The 15,988-nt window shown below is 66.8% G+C and carries 16 protein-coding genes; 13 read left to right on the top strand and 3 right to left on the bottom strand.

Translation table 11 applies throughout. The annotated features are described in order from the left end of the window. Positions 1–72 precede the first annotated feature (72 nt). Positions 73–3,294 carry an Rne/Rng family ribonuclease gene (locus LXM88_RS10460; RefSeq protein ID WP_262541766.1) on the bottom strand — a complete coding sequence of 1,074 codons (3,222 nt, stop codon included), beginning with the start codon at positions 3,292–3,294 and terminating at the stop codon, positions 73–75. Positions 3,295–4,017: 723 nt separating this feature from the next. Here LXM88_RS10460 and LXM88_RS10465 point away from each other — a divergent pair. From LXM88_RS10465 to LXM88_RS10480, 4 genes are read left to right on the top strand one after another with little or no spacing between them, the layout of a single operon-like run. Next, entirely contained in the window at positions 4,018–5,022 is a 1,005-nt protein-coding gene (locus LXM88_RS10465) for an RluA family pseudouridine synthase (RefSeq protein WP_262541767.1), read from the top strand. 5 nt (positions 5,023–5,027) lie between these two features. Beyond that, a complete protein-coding gene (locus LXM88_RS10470) occupies positions 5,028–5,687 on the top strand; it encodes an HAD-IA family hydrolase (protein WP_213265338.1) in 660 nt (219 codons plus the stop codon). Continuing rightward, positions 5,684–6,085, top strand: a complete 402-nt coding sequence (locus tag LXM88_RS10475) for a Rieske (2Fe-2S) protein (RefSeq protein ID WP_262541768.1) — start codon at positions 5,684–5,686, stop codon at positions 6,083–6,085. The genes LXM88_RS10470 and LXM88_RS10475 overlap by 4 nt, the downstream gene beginning before the upstream one ends. Before the next feature lie 12 nt (positions 6,086–6,097). After that, entirely contained in the window at positions 6,098–7,090 is a 993-nt protein-coding gene (locus tag LXM88_RS10480) for a S49 family peptidase (protein ID WP_262541769.1), read from the top strand. Between the two features lie 51 nt (positions 7,091–7,141). On the opposite strand, the gene LXM88_RS10485 is transcribed toward LXM88_RS10480, so the two are convergent. Both LXM88_RS10485 and LXM88_RS10490 read right to left on the bottom strand, forming a co-directional pair. Next, positions 7,142–7,864 (bottom strand): SAM-dependent methyltransferase, encoded by a 723-nt coding sequence (locus LXM88_RS10485; protein ID WP_262541770.1) that lies wholly within the window; start codon positions 7,862–7,864, stop codon positions 7,142–7,144. Then, positions 7,861–8,493: a Maf-like protein gene (locus LXM88_RS10490; RefSeq protein ID WP_262541771.1), complete on the bottom strand. Its 633-nt coding sequence runs from the start codon at positions 8,491–8,493 to the stop codon at positions 7,861–7,863. Before LXM88_RS10490 ends, LXM88_RS10485 begins: the two co-directional genes overlap by 4 nt. 230 nt (positions 8,494–8,723) lie before the next feature. Between LXM88_RS10490 and LXM88_RS10495 the strand changes: the two genes are divergently transcribed. The 9 genes from LXM88_RS10495 to LXM88_RS10535 all read left to right on the top strand — a co-directional run bounded on the left by LXM88_RS10495 (position 8,724) and on the right by LXM88_RS10535 (position 15,923). Next, a complete protein-coding gene (locus LXM88_RS10495; protein ID WP_262541772.1) occupies positions 8,724–9,359 on the top strand; it encodes a DUF177 domain-containing protein in 636 nt (211 codons plus the stop codon). A 98-nt stretch (positions 9,360–9,457) separates the two neighbouring features. Continuing rightward, positions 9,458–9,637 (top strand): 50S ribosomal protein L32, encoded by a 180-nt coding sequence (gene rpmF / locus LXM88_RS10500; RefSeq protein ID WP_047900174.1) that lies wholly within the window; start codon positions 9,458–9,460, stop codon positions 9,635–9,637. Between the two features lie 129 nt (positions 9,638–9,766). After that, on the top strand, positions 9,767–10,873 hold the full coding sequence (plsX, locus tag LXM88_RS10505; protein ID WP_262541773.1) for a phosphate acyltransferase PlsX: 1,107 nt from the start codon (positions 9,767–9,769) through the stop codon (positions 10,871–10,873). Further along, a complete protein-coding gene (locus LXM88_RS10510; RefSeq protein WP_047900176.1) occupies positions 10,874–11,863 on the top strand; it encodes a beta-ketoacyl-ACP synthase III in 990 nt (329 codons plus the stop codon). Between the two features lie 83 nt (positions 11,864–11,946). Continuing rightward, positions 11,947–12,879 (top strand): ACP S-malonyltransferase, encoded by a 933-nt coding sequence (fabD, locus tag LXM88_RS10515; RefSeq protein ID WP_262541774.1) that lies wholly within the window; start codon positions 11,947–11,949, stop codon positions 12,877–12,879. A gap of 36 nt (positions 12,880–12,915) precedes the next feature. Further along, the gene (gene fabG, locus LXM88_RS10520) at positions 12,916–13,665 is read left to right on the top strand and encodes a 3-oxoacyl-ACP reductase FabG (protein WP_034183095.1); all 750 of its coding nucleotides are present in this window, start codon (positions 12,916–12,918) and stop codon (positions 13,663–13,665) included. A gap of 144 nt (positions 13,666–13,809) precedes the next feature. Beyond that, entirely contained in the window at positions 13,810–14,049 is a 240-nt protein-coding gene (gene acpP, locus LXM88_RS10525) for an acyl carrier protein (protein WP_004197638.1), read from the top strand. 164 nt (positions 14,050–14,213) lie between these two features. After that, positions 14,214–15,446, top strand: a complete 1,233-nt coding sequence (gene fabF, locus LXM88_RS10530) for a beta-ketoacyl-ACP synthase II (protein WP_262541939.1) — start codon at positions 14,214–14,216, stop codon at positions 15,444–15,446. 12 nt (positions 15,447–15,458) lie between these two features. Beyond that, positions 15,459–15,923, top strand: a complete 465-nt coding sequence (locus LXM88_RS10535) for a hypothetical protein (protein ID WP_262541940.1) — start codon at positions 15,459–15,461, stop codon at positions 15,921–15,923. The last annotated feature ends 65 nt before the right edge of the window (positions 15,924–15,988 follow it).

Raw genomic sequence — 15,988 nt, forward strand, 5'->3', positions numbered from 1 at the left:
GGCGGAAACCCGCAGCGCGGACGTGAAAAAGCCCGCCGGAGGCGGGCTTTTCCTGGTCGGGCGATGCGCCGGTTAGTGGTGCGTCGTTTCGACCTGCTGCATCGGGGCCGTATCGGCCGGCGGCAGCGCCTTGCGTTCGCGCGGCACGCGGGCCGGACGCGGCAGACGCGACGCGGCTTCCTGCGCCGCGGCGAACTTGTCGGCGTCCGTGTTCACCCAGACGAGACCGGCCTGCTCCAGCACGACATCCAGGCTCGCCGAAGCGGGCGCGGCTGCCGGTTGGGCGGGGGCCGGAGCCGGTGCCGGAGCCGGTGCCGCAACGGCCTCGATCGGTGCCGGTTCGACACGCATCGGTTCAACACGCACCGGTTCGACACGCACCGGTTCGACACGCACCGGTTCGACAACCGCCGGCTCGACTGCCACCGGAGCGGCTTCGTTCGTCACGGCCGGTGCGGCCTGCTCGACGGGCGCGGACTGCGGTGCCTCTGCAGCGGCCGGCGCTGCTGCTGCCGGTGCTGCAGGCACTTCGAACGCGTCGGTCGGCGAAACCGCGACCGGAGCCGGACCGGCTTCCGTGTCGACGGCCGGTGCAACCGGTGCCGGTTCTGCTGCCTGAGCGGCGACTGCGGGCTCGACCGGAGCGGCCGGAGCCACTTCAGCGTGTGCCGGTGCCGGCTGAGCTTCCACAGCGGCCGGTGCAGCATGCTGCTCGACCGCCGCCTCGACGACGACGGCGCCTGCCGCGGCCACGGCCGCGACGACTGCCGGGGCGGCCGTGTGGGCCGGTTCGGCAGCGGCCGGTGCTTCCGGCGTCACGGTGTGCGCTGCGGCTTCGCCATCCGGGCCTTGCTCGGCCTGGTCGACGATTGCGCCGTCTTCGTCACGCTCGCGACGACCGCCGCGGCGGCCGCGACGGCGACGACGACGTTCCTCGCCGTCACGCGCGCCGGCTTCCGCATCGGCTGCCAGTTCGGCGCCGGGCAGGGCCTCCGCGACGGCCTTGTCGGTTTCCGGTTCCGGATGGTTTTCGCCACGGTTGACGGTCTCGAGCGTGGCCGCATGCTGGGTCGGCTTGCGGCGTTCGCCGCGCTCGCGACGCTCGCCGCGTTCCTGGCGCTCGCCACGGCCGGCCGCCTCGACGCCTTCCGGCTGCTCGGCGCGCTCGCGCGGCTCGCGGTTCTCGCGCGGTTCACGCGGCTCACGGCTTTCACGCGGCTCGCGCGGTTCGCGACCTTCGCGCTGGCCACGGCCCTCGCGACCTTCGCGGCCCTCACGACCTTCACGGATTTCGCGACCTTCACGCGGCTCGCGACCCTCGCGCGGCTCACGGCCTTCACGCGGTTCGCGCACTTCCTTGCCTTCGCGTTCCTGGCGCTGCGGCTGGCCGCGGCCTGCTGCCGCCTGGTCACGGCCGCCTTGCGCCTGCTGCGCGCCGCCGCGACGGTTGCGGTTGCGATCGCCGCCGCGCTGCTCGGTCTTCTCGGTACGCTCGCGAGCCGGGCGGGCTGCCTGTTCCTTCGCCGGTGCCGGCGCAACCGGCGCGGGCGCCGGAGCCGGCGACACGCCGAACAGGCCCTTCAGCCAGCCGATGAAGCCGCCGCTTGCCGCGGCGACAGGTGCGGGGGCCGGAACGGGCTCGACCGGGCGCTGCGGCGCCGGGGTCGGGGCCGGACGCTCGGGCGTGATGCCCTTGACCGCGGCTTCCTGCTTCGGCTTCACTTCTGCCGTGCGCTTGCTGTAGCCGGTTTCCGACTCGAGTTCGCGGGCCGCTTCCTCGGCCATCTTCCAGGACGCGCGCGGATCGTCGAGGCGTGCGTCGTCGTGGCGCAGGCGCTCGAGCTTGTAGTGCGGCGTATCGAGGTGCTTGTTCGGAATCAGCACGATGCCGACCTTGAAGCGCGACTCGATCTTGTTGATTTCCTGACGCTTTTCGTTGAGCAGGAAGGCGGTCACCTCGACCGGCACCTGGCAGTGGATCGCCGCGGTGTTTTCCTTCATCGCTTCTTCCTGAATGATCCGCAGGACCTGCAGCGCGGACGATTCGGTGTCGCGGATGTGACCGGTGCCGTTACAGCGCGGGCAGGTCACGTGGCTGCCTTCCGACAGGGCCGGGCGCAGGCGCTGGCGCGACAGCTCCATCAGGCCGAAGCGGGAGATCTTGCCCATCTGCACGCGCGCACGGTCATGCTTGAGCGCGTCTTTCAGGCGCTGCTCGACTTCGCGCTGGCTCTTCGCCGATTCCATGTCGATGAAATCGATCACGATCAGGCCGCCGAGGTCGCGCAGGCGAAGCTGGCGGGCGACTTCGTCGGCCGCTTCGAGGTTCGTGCGGGTTGCCGTTTCCTCGATGTCCGCGCCCTTGGTCGCGCGCGCCGAGTTCACGTCGATCGCGACGAGCGCTTCGGTGTGGTCGATCACGATCGCGCCGCCGGACGGCAGCGGCACCGTGCGCGAGTAGGCCGTTTCGATCTGGTGCTCGATCTGGAAGCGGGAGAACAGCGGCACGTCGTCGTGGTAGCGCTTCACCTTCGACACGTTGTCCGGCATCACGATGTCCATGAACGCACGGGCCTGATCGTGGATCTCGGTCGTGTCGATCAGGATTTCGCCGATATCGGGCTGGAAATAGTCCCGGATCGCGCGGATCACGAGGCTCGATTCCAGGTAGATCAGCATCGGCTGGCCGGAGTTGCCGCTTTGCGACGCCGCTTCGATCGCGCGCCACAGTTGCAGCAGGTAGTTCAGGTCCCACTGCAGTTCCTCGGCGCTGCGGCCGATGCCCGCGGTGCGGGCGATCATGCTCATGCCGTCGGGAATCTGCAGTTGCGACATCGTTTCGCGCAGTTCCTGGCGCTCGTCGCCCTCGATCCGGCGCGACACACCGCCGCCGCGCGGATTGTTCGGCATCAGCACCAGATAGCGGCCTGCGAGCGAGATGAAGGTCGTGAGGGCGGCGCCCTTGTTGCCACGTTCTTCCTTCTCGACCTGGACGATCAGTTCCTGGCCTTCGCGCAGGGCATCGTGGATGCGCGCGGAGCGCATGTCGATGCCTTCCTTGAAGTACTGGCGGGCAACTTCCTTGAACGGCAGGAAACCGTGGCGATCTTCGCCGTAGTTGACGAAGCACGCTTCGAGCGACGGCTCGATGCGGGTGATGACACCTTTGTAGATATTGCCTTTGCGCTGTTCGCGCCCGGCTGTCTCGATGTCGATGTCGATGAGCTTTTGCCCATCGACGATGGCGACGCGCAGCTCCTCCTGCTGCGTCGCATTGAACAGCATGCGTTTCATGAACGACTCCAGGCGGCTCCGCGCCGGCGCCTCGCGGTTGTCAGTCGCGAGGGCGGGAACGACGGCAGGCCGCACCTTGTTGTGTTGTCACAAGCACGCTGGAGCGGGAACGATGGCGGGGAGAATTGCCTGAAGAGGCGCTTGGGCCCGAAAGACGGGGCCGGCGGCCGTAGGGCACCTGCGAATACGGCTTCAAAGCACGGCGTTCACACACCGCACGCTGCAAAAAAGCGCGCTAAGCCTGAGTCCGGGCATTGCCACGGGCGCGCGCAATGGGTCGCGCGCGCCGACTGGCGGCAGATGCTGCGGCTTGGGCCGCAGCGGGGAGTATCGAATCCAGCCCGACTTTCCCGCTTGGGGTGTACTTCCCTGGTTTGACGTCGCCAAGCCCCGCACGCTTCGCGGGGCCAAATCGGGCGCAACGCCGTAATTTTCGCAACCGGCAGCCTGCGGACGCACTTCGCGCCGTCGGGCTGCCGATCAAATTCTTTTCAACCAACTTTCCGTTACCGCGGCGCCTTGCCGACCGAATCCGCCTGTGGGCGCGATCCTTGCCGACGGGCGGCGCCGTGCGTGCAACTTGCTGCATCTCTTTGATTAGGGGCGAGCAGCGGACCCCCGGCGCAAGTAAAATAACGGTTTCCGCTTGCGCCTTGCCCGACTCGGTCGGGGCCGGCCGGTCAGGCCACCCTCAACGTCAGGCTGGGCAAAATTATATTCAGTATGAATGAGTTAGGCAAAATATCCCAGAATTCAGTCGCAAGCGGCCAGGTATCGATGATCGAGATCGACGAAAACTCGGCCGGTCAGCGGATCGACAACTTCCTGTTGCGCGTCTGTAAAGGCGTGCCGAAAAGCCATATTTACCGGATCCTCCGCAGCGGCGAAGTGCGCGTGAACAAGGGCCGGATCGATGCGCAGTACCGCCTCGCCCTTGGCGACATCGTCCGCGTGCCGCCCGTGCGCGTGGCGGCGGCGGACCTCGCACGCGCCGACACGCCCATCGTGCCGCCGGCGAATTTCGACGTGCTGTACGAGGACGATGCGATGCTCGTCATCGACAAACCGGCCGGCATCGCGGTGCATGGCGGCAGCGGCGTCGCGTTCGGCGTGATCGAGCAGATGCGCCAGTCGCGCCCGCGCGCGAAATTCCTCGAACTCGTCCACCGGCTCGACCGCGAGACGTCCGGGATCCTGATGCTGGCCAAGAAGCGCACGGCGCTCGTGGGCCTGCACGAGCAGATCCGCGAAAACCGGATGGACAAGCGCTACTTTGCCTGCGCGCACGGCGAATGGCAGCCCGACTGGGGCCGTCGCCGCGCGGTGAAGGCGCCGCTGTTCAAGTATTCGACCGCGGAAGGGGAGCGCCGCGTGCGCGTGCAGGACGACGGGCTGCCGTCGCATACGGTGTTCAATCTGGTCGACAGCTGGCCCGACTACGCACTCGTCGAAGCGGAACTCAAAACGGGTCGGACCCATCAGATCCGCGTGCACCTCGCGCACCTCGGCCTGCCGATCGCCGGCGACGCCAAGTATGGCGATTTCGCACTGAACAAGGCGCTGGCGCGCGCGAATGCGCAGCCGTCGTTGAAACGGATGTTCCTGCACGCGCACCGGCTGCGGCTTGCCCACCCGCTGACCGGCGAGGCGCTGCAGTTCGATGCGCCGTTGCCGGACGAATGCCAGCGCTTCCTCGATCAACTCAGCGCACTGCGCGATACCGCCTGAACCGCATGGCTCGACAGCAATTTGACCTGATCGTCTTCGACTGGGACGGCACGCTGATGGATTCGACTGCGCACATCGCGCACAGCATCCAGGCCGCATGCCGCGATCTCGGCCTGCCCACGCCGTCCGACGAGGCGTCGCGCTACGTGATCGGCCTCGGCCTGCGCGACGCGCTGCAGATTACCGCTCCGACCCTCGATCCGTCCGACTATCCACGGCTGGCCGAGCGCTACCGCCATCACTACCTGCTCGACGACCAGCGCATCGAGCTGTTCGCCGGCGTGCGCGAACTGCTCGCCGAGTTGCGCGATACGGGCTACCTGCTCGCCGTTGCGACCGGCAAGGGGCGGGTCGGGCTGAATCGCGTGCTCGACCAGTCGAAGCTGACGAGCTGGTTCGACGCGACGCGCTGCGCGGACGAGACGTTCTCGAAGCCGCATCCGGCGATGCTGCACGAGTTGTCCCGGGAATTGGGGCAGGACCTCGCGCGCACCGTGATGATCGGCGACACGACGCACGACCTGCAGATGGCCGCGAGCGCTGGCGCGGCCGGCGTCGGTGTCGCATACGGCGCGCACACGGCTGACGCGCTGGCTGCGCTCGCGCCGCGTTTCGTCGCGCCGGACGTCGACGCGCTGGCCGCGTGGCTGCGGGAGCACGCATGAGCGCGGCGCCCGAATCGGTGCGTGTGTGCGCATCGGACGCGCTGGCCGACGGCGGCGCCGGCGTGCGCGTCGACGCGACGCTGCGCGGCGAGCAGGCCGTCGTGTTCTTCGTGCGCTACGACGGTCGCGCATACGGGTACCTGAATCGCTGTGCACACGTGCCGATGGAGCTCGACTGGTCCGAAGGGCAGTTCTTCGAGTCGTCGGGCCTGTACCTGATGTGCGCGACGCACGGCGCGATCTACGCGCCGGATACCGGCAAGTGTGTCGGCGGCCCGTGCCGCGGCGGCCGCCTGCGGCCGGTCGAGGTCGACGAACGCGACACGCCCGACGGGCGTGCGGTATTCTGGGTGCCCGACGCCGACCTGCGTCCTGCCACTTCCGCCACGACCGACTGACGACAACACCGCATGGCCGACCAACCGAATTCCCCGGATTCCTCCTCCCGTCCCGACAGCCGTGAACCGAACTGGGAGCGTGCGGCGCTCGAGCGGATCGCGCTCGCGGCCGTGAAGGAACAGCGCGCGGCGCGGCGCTGGAAGATCTTCTTCCGCTTCGCGTTCCTGGGCGTGTTCGTGCTGCTCGCGTTCGCGCTGATCGATTTCTCGAGCGATTCGAAATTCTCGTCGAGCGGGCGGCATACGGCGCTCGTGACGATCGACGGCGAGATCGCGGCAGGCGTCAATGCGAACGCCGAAGACATCAACACCGCGCTCGACGCCGCATTCGACGACGACGGCACGGTCGGCGTCGTGCTGCGGATCAACAGCCCGGGCGGCAGCCCCGTGCAGGCCGGCATGATCTACGACGAGATCCGGCGGCTGCGTGCGAAGCACCCGGACAAGCCGCTGTACGTCGTCGTGACCGACATGTGTGCATCGGGCGGCTATTACATCGCGGCCGCAGCCGACAAGATCTTCGTCGACAAGGCGAGCATCGTCGGGTCGATCGGCGTGCTGATGGACAGTTTCGGGTTCACCGGGCTGATGGGCAAGCTCGGTGTCGAGCGGCGCCTGCATACGTCGGGCGAAAACAAGGGCTTCTACGATCCGTTCTCGCCGGAGACGTCGAAGATGGACGCGCATGCGCAGGCGCTGCTCGACCAGGTGCACACGCAGTTCATCAAGGCCGTGAAGGATGGCCGCGGCAAACGGCTGCATGAGACACCCGACATGTTCTCCGGCCTGTTCTGGACCGGCGAGAAGAGCGTCGAGCTCGGGCTCGCCGACGGTTACGGCACGACCGATACGGTCGCGCGCGACGTGCTGAAGGCGCCCGATCTCGTCGACTATACGGTGAAGGAAAGCCTGACGAACCGCGTTGCGCGCAAGTTCGGCGCGGCCGTCGGCGGTGCCGCGATGAAGGCGCTGACGGCCGGCGGCGCGTCGTTCAGCCTGCGCTGACCGGCGGCTGACGGGCCGCCATGGCCCGCGCGTCAGCCGACGGCCGCGGCGTCAGTTCGCGAGCAGCAGGAAGATCGCGGGGCGCTTGTGCAGATTGGGTGCAGGCGCCTTTTTCCAGTCCGCCACGGTGCGGCTTGCGATCGTCTCGGTCGCGAGGGTCAGGTCGGCCGCGACGCAGATCTGCGTCGACGGCGCGCAGGTCGCAATCAACGTGTCGAGCATCGCGTGATTCCGGTACGGCGTTTCAATGAAGATCTGCGTCTGGCGCGCCTTGCGCGACAACTGCTCGAGTTCGCGCAGGCGTTTCGCGCGTGCGGCCGCGTCGACCGGCAGGTAGCCGTTGAACGCGAAGCTCTGGCCGTTCAGGCCCGACGCCATCAGCGCGAGCAGGATCGAACTCGGCCCGACGAGCGGCACGACCTTCACGCCGCGCTCGTGCGCGCGGCGTACCAGCAGCGCGCCGGGGTCGGCGACGGCCGGGCAGCCGGCCTCGGACACGAGGCCGGCGTCCGCGCCGGCCAGCACGGGCGCGAGCAGCCGGTCGATTTGGCCGGCCGGCGTATTGACGTTCAGCTCGCTGATCTCGATTTCCTGGATCGGGCGCGTCGTGCCGATCTTCTTCAGGAACGCACGCGTCGTTTTCGCGTTTTCGCCGATGTAATAGCCGAGCGTGCCGGCGCGTGCCTGAACGGCCGCCGGCAGTACGGCGGCGAGCATCGATTCGTCGCCTTCGCCGAGCGTGTTCGGGACGAGGTAAAGCGTGCCGGCCGTCATGCGCGGTCTCCACGGTTGGTTGCAAACAAAGGGAATTCCGTGGCGCGCAGCATCCGCGTGAGCGCGATCAACGGCAGGCCGACGAGCGCGGTCGGGTCGTTCGAGTCGATCGCGTCGAGCAGCGCGATGCCGAGCCCTTCGGACTTCGCGCTGCCGGCGACGTCGTACGGCGTTTCCGCGCGCAGATACGCGTCGAGTTCGGCCTCGGGCAGCGAGCGGAAGCGCACGCGCGTGACGATGTCCTCGACCTGCGCTTCGCCCGTGCGGCTGTCGTACAGGCAGAGTGCGCTGTGGAATTCGACTTCGCGGCCCTGCATCGACACGAGCTGCGCGAGCGCGCGCTCATGCGTGCCGGGCTTGCCGATCTGGAGCCCGTCGAAGGTCGCGACCTGGTCCGACCCGATCACGAGCACGCCGTCCGGCGCGTCGATCGTCGCGGCGACGGCGCGCGCTTTCGCGCCGGCGAGGCGCAGCGCGGTCGCGGCCGGGGTTTCGCCGTCGAGCGGGGTTTCGTCGAGGTCGGGCGACACGACGTCGAATGGCATGCCGAGGCGCTCGAGGAGCGCGCGGCGGTAGCGGGAACTGGAGGCAAGAATCAGCCGCGGCGGGCGGCAAACGGTATCCGGCATGGTCGGTTGGATCGGTGAGTCGTGGGGTGTTGAGCGACGTTGCGCGGACGCAAGCTTAAGTGATTGACCGCAAAAGGTAAAACAGGTATGCTTTCCCGCTTTTCGTCGGCAGGCTTCTGTAGTGATGGCGCCTGCCGGGTCTTCGGAAGTAAAGTACGTCATCCGCAGATGAGCCGTACGTGAGCGGTGCCAAGCCGGATCCGCAAGTCAGCCTGTAGGCAGGAGCGCACATGAACACTTCTTCTGGCAAACCTGCGGCGCCGCTTGATCCGCACGCGGTCGACCTGTTCGAGTTCGCCCGCAGCGGGCGACAGGCAGCAGGGGCGGTGCGCCTCTCGCAACTGCCGCGCATGTTAAACGAAGTGCCGGCGGACGCGCCAGATCGCGACACGGTCTTCACGTGGCAGGCGGAAGGGTTCACGCAGAAGGAATTGCAGGACGACGGCGCCGATGGGCAGCAGCCGTACCTGCGCCTCGCGGTGCATGGCCATGCATGGCTCACGTGCCAGCGCTGCGTGACCCCGTACGACCAGACGTTCGACGTCGACATGACGTACCGCGTCGTCGCGACCGAAGAAGAAGCTGAAGAATTTCCGCTCGACGACGATGAAGCCGATGTGATCGTGGGCTCACGCCAGTTCGATCTCGTCGACTTGATCGAAGAGGAATTGCTGCTTTCGTTGCCGCTCGTGCCCAAGCACGAGGTTTGCCCGGCAGTTCACGAAAGCCTCGTGTCGGGTGCGAGCGGTCCCGAGGAAGAGGCGGGCGAAGAGTCCGACGAAGCCGGGGACGAAGGCAAACGGCCGAATCCGTTCGCAGCGCTGCAAGCGCTGAAGAAGGACGGTGACGGCACCAAGAAACACTAAGCAGTTGTGGCGCGGGAAGGCGTAAGGGCTTTGGGCCAGGGTAGTTAAGCGCCGGATCGGGCTGTGTTAGAATCCGGAAAATTATTTAGGAGTTAGTCATGGCAGTCCAGCAAAACAAGAAGTCGCCGTCGAAGCGCGGCATGCATCGTTCGCACGATTTCCTGACGGCGTCGCCGCTGGCAGTCGAGCCGAGCACGGGTGAAGTGCACCTGCGTCACCACGTCAGCCCGAACGGCTACTATCGCGGCAAGAAAGTCGTCAAGACGAAGAACGACTAAGCGTCAAGTCACGCGTTGCGCGCTACGTTCGCCGTTCGCGTGACAACTGGTTCGCTTGACACTTTCCTGGCTCGACAAAAAGGCGGCATTCAACTGCCGCTTTTTTGTGCCTGAAATTCGTCGCATTCCATGACCGTAAAGCTCACAATCGATTGCATGGGAGGCGACCACGGCCCGTCCGTGACCGTTCCCGCGGCAGTCAAGTTCGTCCGCGCGCATCCCGATGCGCACCTGATGCTCGTCGGCATCGAAAGCGCGATTCGCGCTCAGCTCAAGAAGCTGAAAGCCCTCGACGACCCCGCGCTGACCATCGTGCCCGCCACCGAAGTCGTGGCGATGGACGACCCTGTCGAAGTGGCGCTGCGCAAGAAGAAGGATTCTTCGATGCGCGTCGCGCTCAACCACGTCAAGGAAGGCGCGGCGCAGGCCTGTATCTCCGCCGGCAATACCGGCGCACTGATGGCCGTTTCCCGTTACGTACTCAAGACGCTGCCCGGCATCGAGCGGCCCGCGATCGCGTCCGCGCTGCCGAACCCGACCGGCTACACGATGATGCTGGACCTCGGCGCGAACGTCGACTGCGAGCCGCAGCACCTGCTGCAGTTCGCGGAGATGGGGCATGCGCTCGTGGCCGCGCTCGAAGGCAAGGAGCGGCCGACGATCGGCCTGCTGAACATCGGCGAAGAGGTCATCAAGGGCAACGAGACGATCAAGCGCGCAGGCGAGCTGCTGCGCGCCAGCACGCTGAATTTCCGCGGCAACGTGGAAGGCAACGACATCTACAAGGGCACCGTCGACGTGATCGTGTGCGACGGCTTCGTCGGCAACGTCGCGCTGAAGACGTCGGAGGGGCTTGCGCAGATGCTGTCCGACATCATCCGCGAGGAGTTTGGCCGTTCGCTGATGTCGAAGCTGATGGCGCTGCTCGCGCTGCCTGTCCTCATGCGTTTCAAGAAGCGCGTCGACCACCGCCAGTACAACGGCGCGGCGTTGCTGGGGCTGAAGAGCCTCGTGATCAAGAGCCACGGTTCGGCCGATGCCTACGCGTTTGAGTGGGCGATCAAACGCGGGTATGATGCGGTCAAAAACGGCGTGCTGGAGCGCCTCGCGCGCGCGATGGCGGACAATTCGGCGTCGCTCGGCGACGGCGAGCACGACGCGGGCGGCGCGGGCCATGCAAGCCCGGCCGCAGGCCATCACGCCGAACCTTCCGCTGCGCAATCCTCTAAAGCATAAATGGCCCAATCGACCCTCTATTCCCGCGTGCTCGGCACGGGCAGCTATCTGCCGCCCGACCGCGTCACGAACCAGCAGTTGACCGATCGTCTTGCGAAGGAAGGCATCGAGACGAGCGATGAGTGGATCGTTGCGCGTACGGGTATCCATGCGCGCCATTTCGCCGCACCGGACGTCACGACGAGCGACCTCGCGCTCGAGGCGTCGCGTCGTGCGATTGAAATGGCCGGTATCGATCCGCAGTCGATCGACCTGATCATCGTCGCGACTTCGACCCCCGATTTCGTGTTTCCGAGCACCGCGTGCCTGCTGCAGAACAAGCTCGGGATCAAGAACGGCGGTGCGGCATTCGACGTGCAGGCCGTGTGTTCGGGCTTTGCGTACGCGATGGCGACGGCCGACAGCTTCATCCGCAGCGGCCAGCACCGCACGGCGCTCGTGGTCGGCGCGGAGACGTTCTCGCGCATCCTCGACTTCAAGGACCGTACGACCTGCGTGCTGTTCGGCGACGGCGCGGGCGCGGTGATCCTGTCCGCGTCGGAAGAGCCGGGCGTGCTCGGCAGCGCGCTGCACGCGGACGGCAGCTATTCGCATATCCTCTGCACGCCGGGCAACGTCAACCGCGGCGTGATCGAAGGCAGCGCGTTCCTGTACATGGACGGGCAGGCCGTGTTCAAGCTCGCGGTCAACGTGCTCGAGAAGGTGGCGATCGAGGCGCTCGCCAAGGCGAATCTCGCGCCCGAACAAATCGACTGGCTGATTCCGCACCAGGCCAACATCCGCATCATGACCAGCACCTGCCGCAAGCTCGGCCTGCCGCAGGAACGCATGGTCGTGACGGTCGACCAGCACGGCAACACGTCGGCCGCGTCGATCCCGCTGGCGTTCGACACCGCGGTGCGCGACGGCCGCATCCAGCGTGGCCAGCACGTGCTGATCGAAGGGGTCGGCGGCGGCTTCACCTGGGGCGCGTCGGTCTTCCGCTTCTGATCCGCGGCGCGCGACTGCTGCGCGCGGATCCCACCGGCGCGCCATTCGCGCGCGCCGTCCGAATCGATTCAATTGGGGACGATATGAAATTTGCATTCGTTTTTCCGGGGCAGGGCTCGCAGGCAGTCGGCATGCTCAACGCATTCGCCGATCTGGCCGTCGTGCGCGAGACGCTCCAGGAAGCATCCGATGCACTCAATCAGGATCTCGGCAAGCTGATCGCCGAAGGCCCGGCCGAAGAGCTGAATCTGACCACCAACACGCAGCCCGTGATGCTGACCGCCGCGTATGCGTGCTACCGCGCATGGCAGCAGGCAGGCGGCCCGGCGCCGTCGATCGTCGCCGGCCACAGCCTCGGCGAATACACGGCGCTCGTCGCTGCCGGCGCGCTCGCATTCAAGGACGCGGTGCCGCTGGTGCGCTTCCGCGCGCAGGCGATGCAGACGGCCGTGCCGGTCGGCCAGGGCGGCATGGCCGCGATCCTGGGCCTCGACGACGATACGGTGCGCGCGGTATGCGCCGAAGCCGCGGAAGCGGGCGTCGTCGAAGCGGTGAACTTCAATGCGCCGGCGCAGGTCGTGATCGCGGGCGCGAAGGCGGCCGTCGAGAAGGCCTGTGAAATCGCGAAGGCGAAGGGCGCGAAGCGCGCGCTGCCGCTGCCCGTGTCGGCACCGTTCCATTCGTCGCTGCTCAAGCCGGCATCGGACCAGTTGCGCGACTATCTCGCGAACGTCGACGTGAAGGCGCCGCAGATTCCGGTGGTCAACAACATCGACGTCGCGGTGGTCAGCGATCCGGCCGCGATCAAGGACGCGCTGGTGCGCCAGGCCGCAGGCCCGGTGCGCTGGGTCGAGTGCGTGCAGCACATCGCCGGCACCGGCGTCACGCACGTGATCGAGTGCGGCCCGGGCAAGGTGCTCGCCGGCCTGACGAAGCGCATCGACGGCAACCTGACGGGTGCGTCGGTGTTCGATCCTGCGTCGCTCGACGAAGCGCTCAAGCTGGTGACCGCCTGACGCGGCGCCTTTTCTCAAGAGACGGATATTCGATTCATGGAAAAGACTCTCGATAAACAGGTTGCGATCGTGACCGGCGCGTCGCGCGGCATCGGCCGGTCGATCGCGCTCGAACTCGCGCGCCTGGGCGCGACGGTGATCGGCACCGCGACGAGCGAATCGGGCGCTGCCGCAATCACCGCGGCGTTCGCGGAAGCGGGCGTCACGGGCCGCGGCGCGGTGCTGAACGTCAACGACGCGGCGGCCGCCGAGGCGCTGATCGACGCGACCGTGAAGGAGTTCGGCGCGCTGAACGTGCTCGTCAACAACGCGGGCATCACGCAGGACCAGCTCGCGATGCGGATGAAGGACGAGGACTGGGACGCGGTGATCGACACCAACCTGAAGTCGGTGTTCCGCCTGTCGCGTGCGGTGCTGCGCCCGATGATGAAGGCGCGCGGCGGCCGTATCATCAACATCACGTCGGTGGTCGGTTCGGCCGGCAACCCGGGTCAGGTCAACTACGCGGCCGCGAAGGCCGGCGTCGCGGGCATGACGCGTGCGCTTGCGCGCGAGATCGGCAGCCGCGGCATCACCGTGAACTGCGTCGCGCCGGGCTTCATCGACACCGACATGACGAAGACGCTGCCGGAAGAACAGCAGGCCGCGCTCAAGACCCAGATTCCGCTCGGCCGTCTCGGCAGCCCGGAAGACATCGCCCATGCCGTCGCGTTCCTTGCATCGCCGCAGGCCGGTTACATTACCGGCACGACGCTGCACGTGAACGGCGGCATGTACATGTCGTAACGGTTTTCGTTTACCATCCGCGCCGTATCCCGTTTTTCAGGCGGATCGGTGCTTGATCGACCATCAAGCCAACGCGCGTTTTCGCGTCAGCAAACCTGATAAAATGCGCGCACTTGTAAATCTGAACTTTCCCTCGGAGGGGTAATGGACAACATCGAACAACGTGTCAAGAAGATCGTCGCTGAACAACTGGGCGTTGCGGAAGCCGAGATCAAGAACGAAGCTTCGTTCGTGAACGACCTGGGCGCCGACTCGCTCGACACGGTCGAACTGGTGATGGCTCTGGAAGACGAGTTCGGCATGGAAATCCCGGACGAAGAAGCAGAGAAGATCACGACCGTTCAGCAAGCGATCGACTACGCTCGCGCAAACGTCAAGGCGTAAGCGCCTTTCGCGCTTGTCCGCCACGTCGCCGCGATCTTCGCGATTGACGCGCCATCCTGCCGGCTTCGCGCCGGACGGACTAACAGCCACAGGGCTCGCAGGGCTGAATCCTGTGAACACTGTGGCTTTTGTTTTTGTCATCCAATAATGGAAAAGAGGTTACCGTGAGCCGCCGTCGTGTTGTTGTTACAGGCCTGGGGCTGATTTCGCCTGTTGGCAATAATGTTGCCGACGGCTGGGCCAATCTCGTCGCCGGCAAGTCCGGTATCGCCACCGTCACGAAGTTCGATCCGTCGAATCTCGCCGTGCATTTCGCGGGCGAGGTGAAGGGTTTCAACGCCGAGGAGTACATCCCGGCGAAGGAAGCCCGCAGCATGGATACGTTCATCCATTACGGCATCGCCGCCGGCGTCCAGGCTTTCAAGGACAGCGGGCTGGAGGTGAACGAAGCCAATGCGGAACGCATCGGCGTGCTGGTCGGTTCCGGCATCGGCGGCCTGCCGATGATCGAAGATACGCACCAGACCTACGTCGATCGCGGTGCGCGCCGGATTTCGCCGTTCTTCGTGCCGGGTTCGATCATCAACATGATCTCGGGTCACCTGAGCATCATGTTCGGCCTGAAGGGCCCGAACCTCGCGGCCGTGACGGCCTGCACGACCGGCCTGCACAGCATCGGCCTCGCGGCGCGCCTGATTCAGGCGGGCGACGCGGACGTGATGGTCGCGGGCGGCGCCGAATCGACGGTGTCGCCGCTCGGTATCGGCGGTTTCGCGGCAGCGCGCGCGCTGTCGACCCGCAACGACGATCCGGCCAGCGCATCCCGTCCGTGGGACAAGGACCGCGACGGTTTCGTGCTGGGCGAGGGTGCCGGCGTGATGGTGCTCGAGGAGTACGAGGCGGCGAAGGCGCGCGGTGCGAAGATCTACGCGGAAGTCTCGGGCTTCGGCATGACCGGCGACGCGTACCACATGACCGCGCCGAACATGGACGGCCCGCGTCGCTGCATGGTGGCGGCACTGCGCGACGCCGGCGTGAACGCGGACGAGGTCCAGTACCTGAACGCGCACGGCACGTCGACGCCGCTGGGCGACAAGAACGAGTCCGACGCGGTGAAGGCGGCCTTCGGCGAGCACGCGTACAAGCTCGTCGTGAACTCGACGAAGTCGATGACGGGCCACCTGCTGGGCGGCGCGGGCGGCCTCGAGTCGGTGTTCACGGTGCTGGCGCTGCACAACAACGTGTCGCCGCCGACCATCAACATCTTCAACCAGGACCCCGAGTGCGATCTCGATTACTGCGCGAACACCGCACGTGACATGAAGATCGATGTGGCCGTAAAGAACAACTTCGGCTTCGGCGGTACCAACGGCACGCTGGTGTTCAAGCGCGTCTGACGCTGAAATCGCTTGACGAGTCCATTCGATGCTCCGGCCGGGCGTCCGCAGCGCTTTGCGTTGCGGGCCTCGGCCGTGTCGTATGTCGTGCTGGCCGCGTTCGTCGCGTCGGCTGCCGCGTCGGCGTACCTGTTCTGGGCGCCGCGCGCAGGCGCTGCCGCGGGCGCATGCGTGTCGGCCGCGACGGTCGCGCTGCTGGCCGTGTGCGCCGCGCGGGCCTGCGCCCGCCGGCTGCCGGCCGAGTTGCAGATCGACGCATTCGGGGAAGTTGCGGCGTTTGGTCGCACCGGGCGGTTGCTGGCCCGCGGCCGCGTGACCGGCCATGCGCACTGGAGCAGCCTGCTGCTCGTGCTGTCGGTCGGGCAGGGTGCCCGGCGGGCCCGGCCGCTGCTGATTCCGGCCGATGCGCTCGACGCCGCGTCGTTCAGCGCGTTGTCCGTGCTCGCGAGAACCGCGGGCGCGGCCGGGCGGGCATGACGGCGGCGCGGTTACCGACCGTAACCAGCGGCCGGCGCGGGAACGCTACAATAGCGCTCCGCGTT

This window comes from Burkholderia sp. S-53 (assembly GCF_025560745.1).
GTDB lineage: Bacteria > Pseudomonadota > Gammaproteobacteria > Burkholderiales > Burkholderiaceae > Burkholderia > Burkholderia pyrrocinia.

Coding starts and splice junctions, on each gene's coding strand:
- LXM88_RS10480 (WP_262541769.1), top strand. CDS start 6,098: ATGGCCGACCAACCGAATTCCCCGGATTCCTCCTCCCGTCCCGACAGC.
- LXM88_RS10490 (WP_262541771.1), bottom strand. CDS start 8,493: ATGCCGGATACCGTTTGCCGCCCGCCGCGGCTGATTCTTGCCTCCAGT.
- fabG (WP_034183095.1), top strand. CDS start 12,916: ATGGAAAAGACTCTCGATAAACAGGTTGCGATCGTGACCGGCGCGTCG.
- LXM88_RS10485 (WP_262541770.1), bottom strand. CDS start 7,864: ATGACGGCCGGCACGCTTTACCTCGTCCCGAACACGCTCGGCGAAGGC.
- plsX (WP_262541773.1), top strand. CDS start 9,767: ATGACCGTAAAGCTCACAATCGATTGCATGGGAGGCGACCACGGCCCG.
- rpmF (WP_047900174.1), top strand. CDS start 9,458: ATGGCAGTCCAGCAAAACAAGAAGTCGCCGTCGAAGCGCGGCATGCAT.
- LXM88_RS10475 (WP_262541768.1), top strand. CDS start 5,684: ATGAGCGCGGCGCCCGAATCGGTGCGTGTGTGCGCATCGGACGCGCTG.
- LXM88_RS10495 (WP_262541772.1), top strand. CDS start 8,724: ATGAACACTTCTTCTGGCAAACCTGCGGCGCCGCTTGATCCGCACGCG.
- LXM88_RS10510 (WP_047900176.1), top strand. CDS start 10,874: ATGGCCCAATCGACCCTCTATTCCCGCGTGCTCGGCACGGGCAGCTAT.
- LXM88_RS10470 (WP_213265338.1), top strand. CDS start 5,028: ATGGCTCGACAGCAATTTGACCTGATCGTCTTCGACTGGGACGGCACG.
- LXM88_RS10465 (WP_262541767.1), top strand. CDS start 4,018: ATGAATGAGTTAGGCAAAATATCCCAGAATTCAGTCGCAAGCGGCCAG.
- acpP (WP_004197638.1), top strand. CDS start 13,810: ATGGACAACATCGAACAACGTGTCAAGAAGATCGTCGCTGAACAACTG.
- fabD (WP_262541774.1), top strand. CDS start 11,947: ATGAAATTTGCATTCGTTTTTCCGGGGCAGGGCTCGCAGGCAGTCGGC.
- LXM88_RS10460 (WP_262541766.1), bottom strand. CDS start 3,294: ATGAAACGCATGCTGTTCAATGCGACGCAGCAGGAGGAGCTGCGCGTC.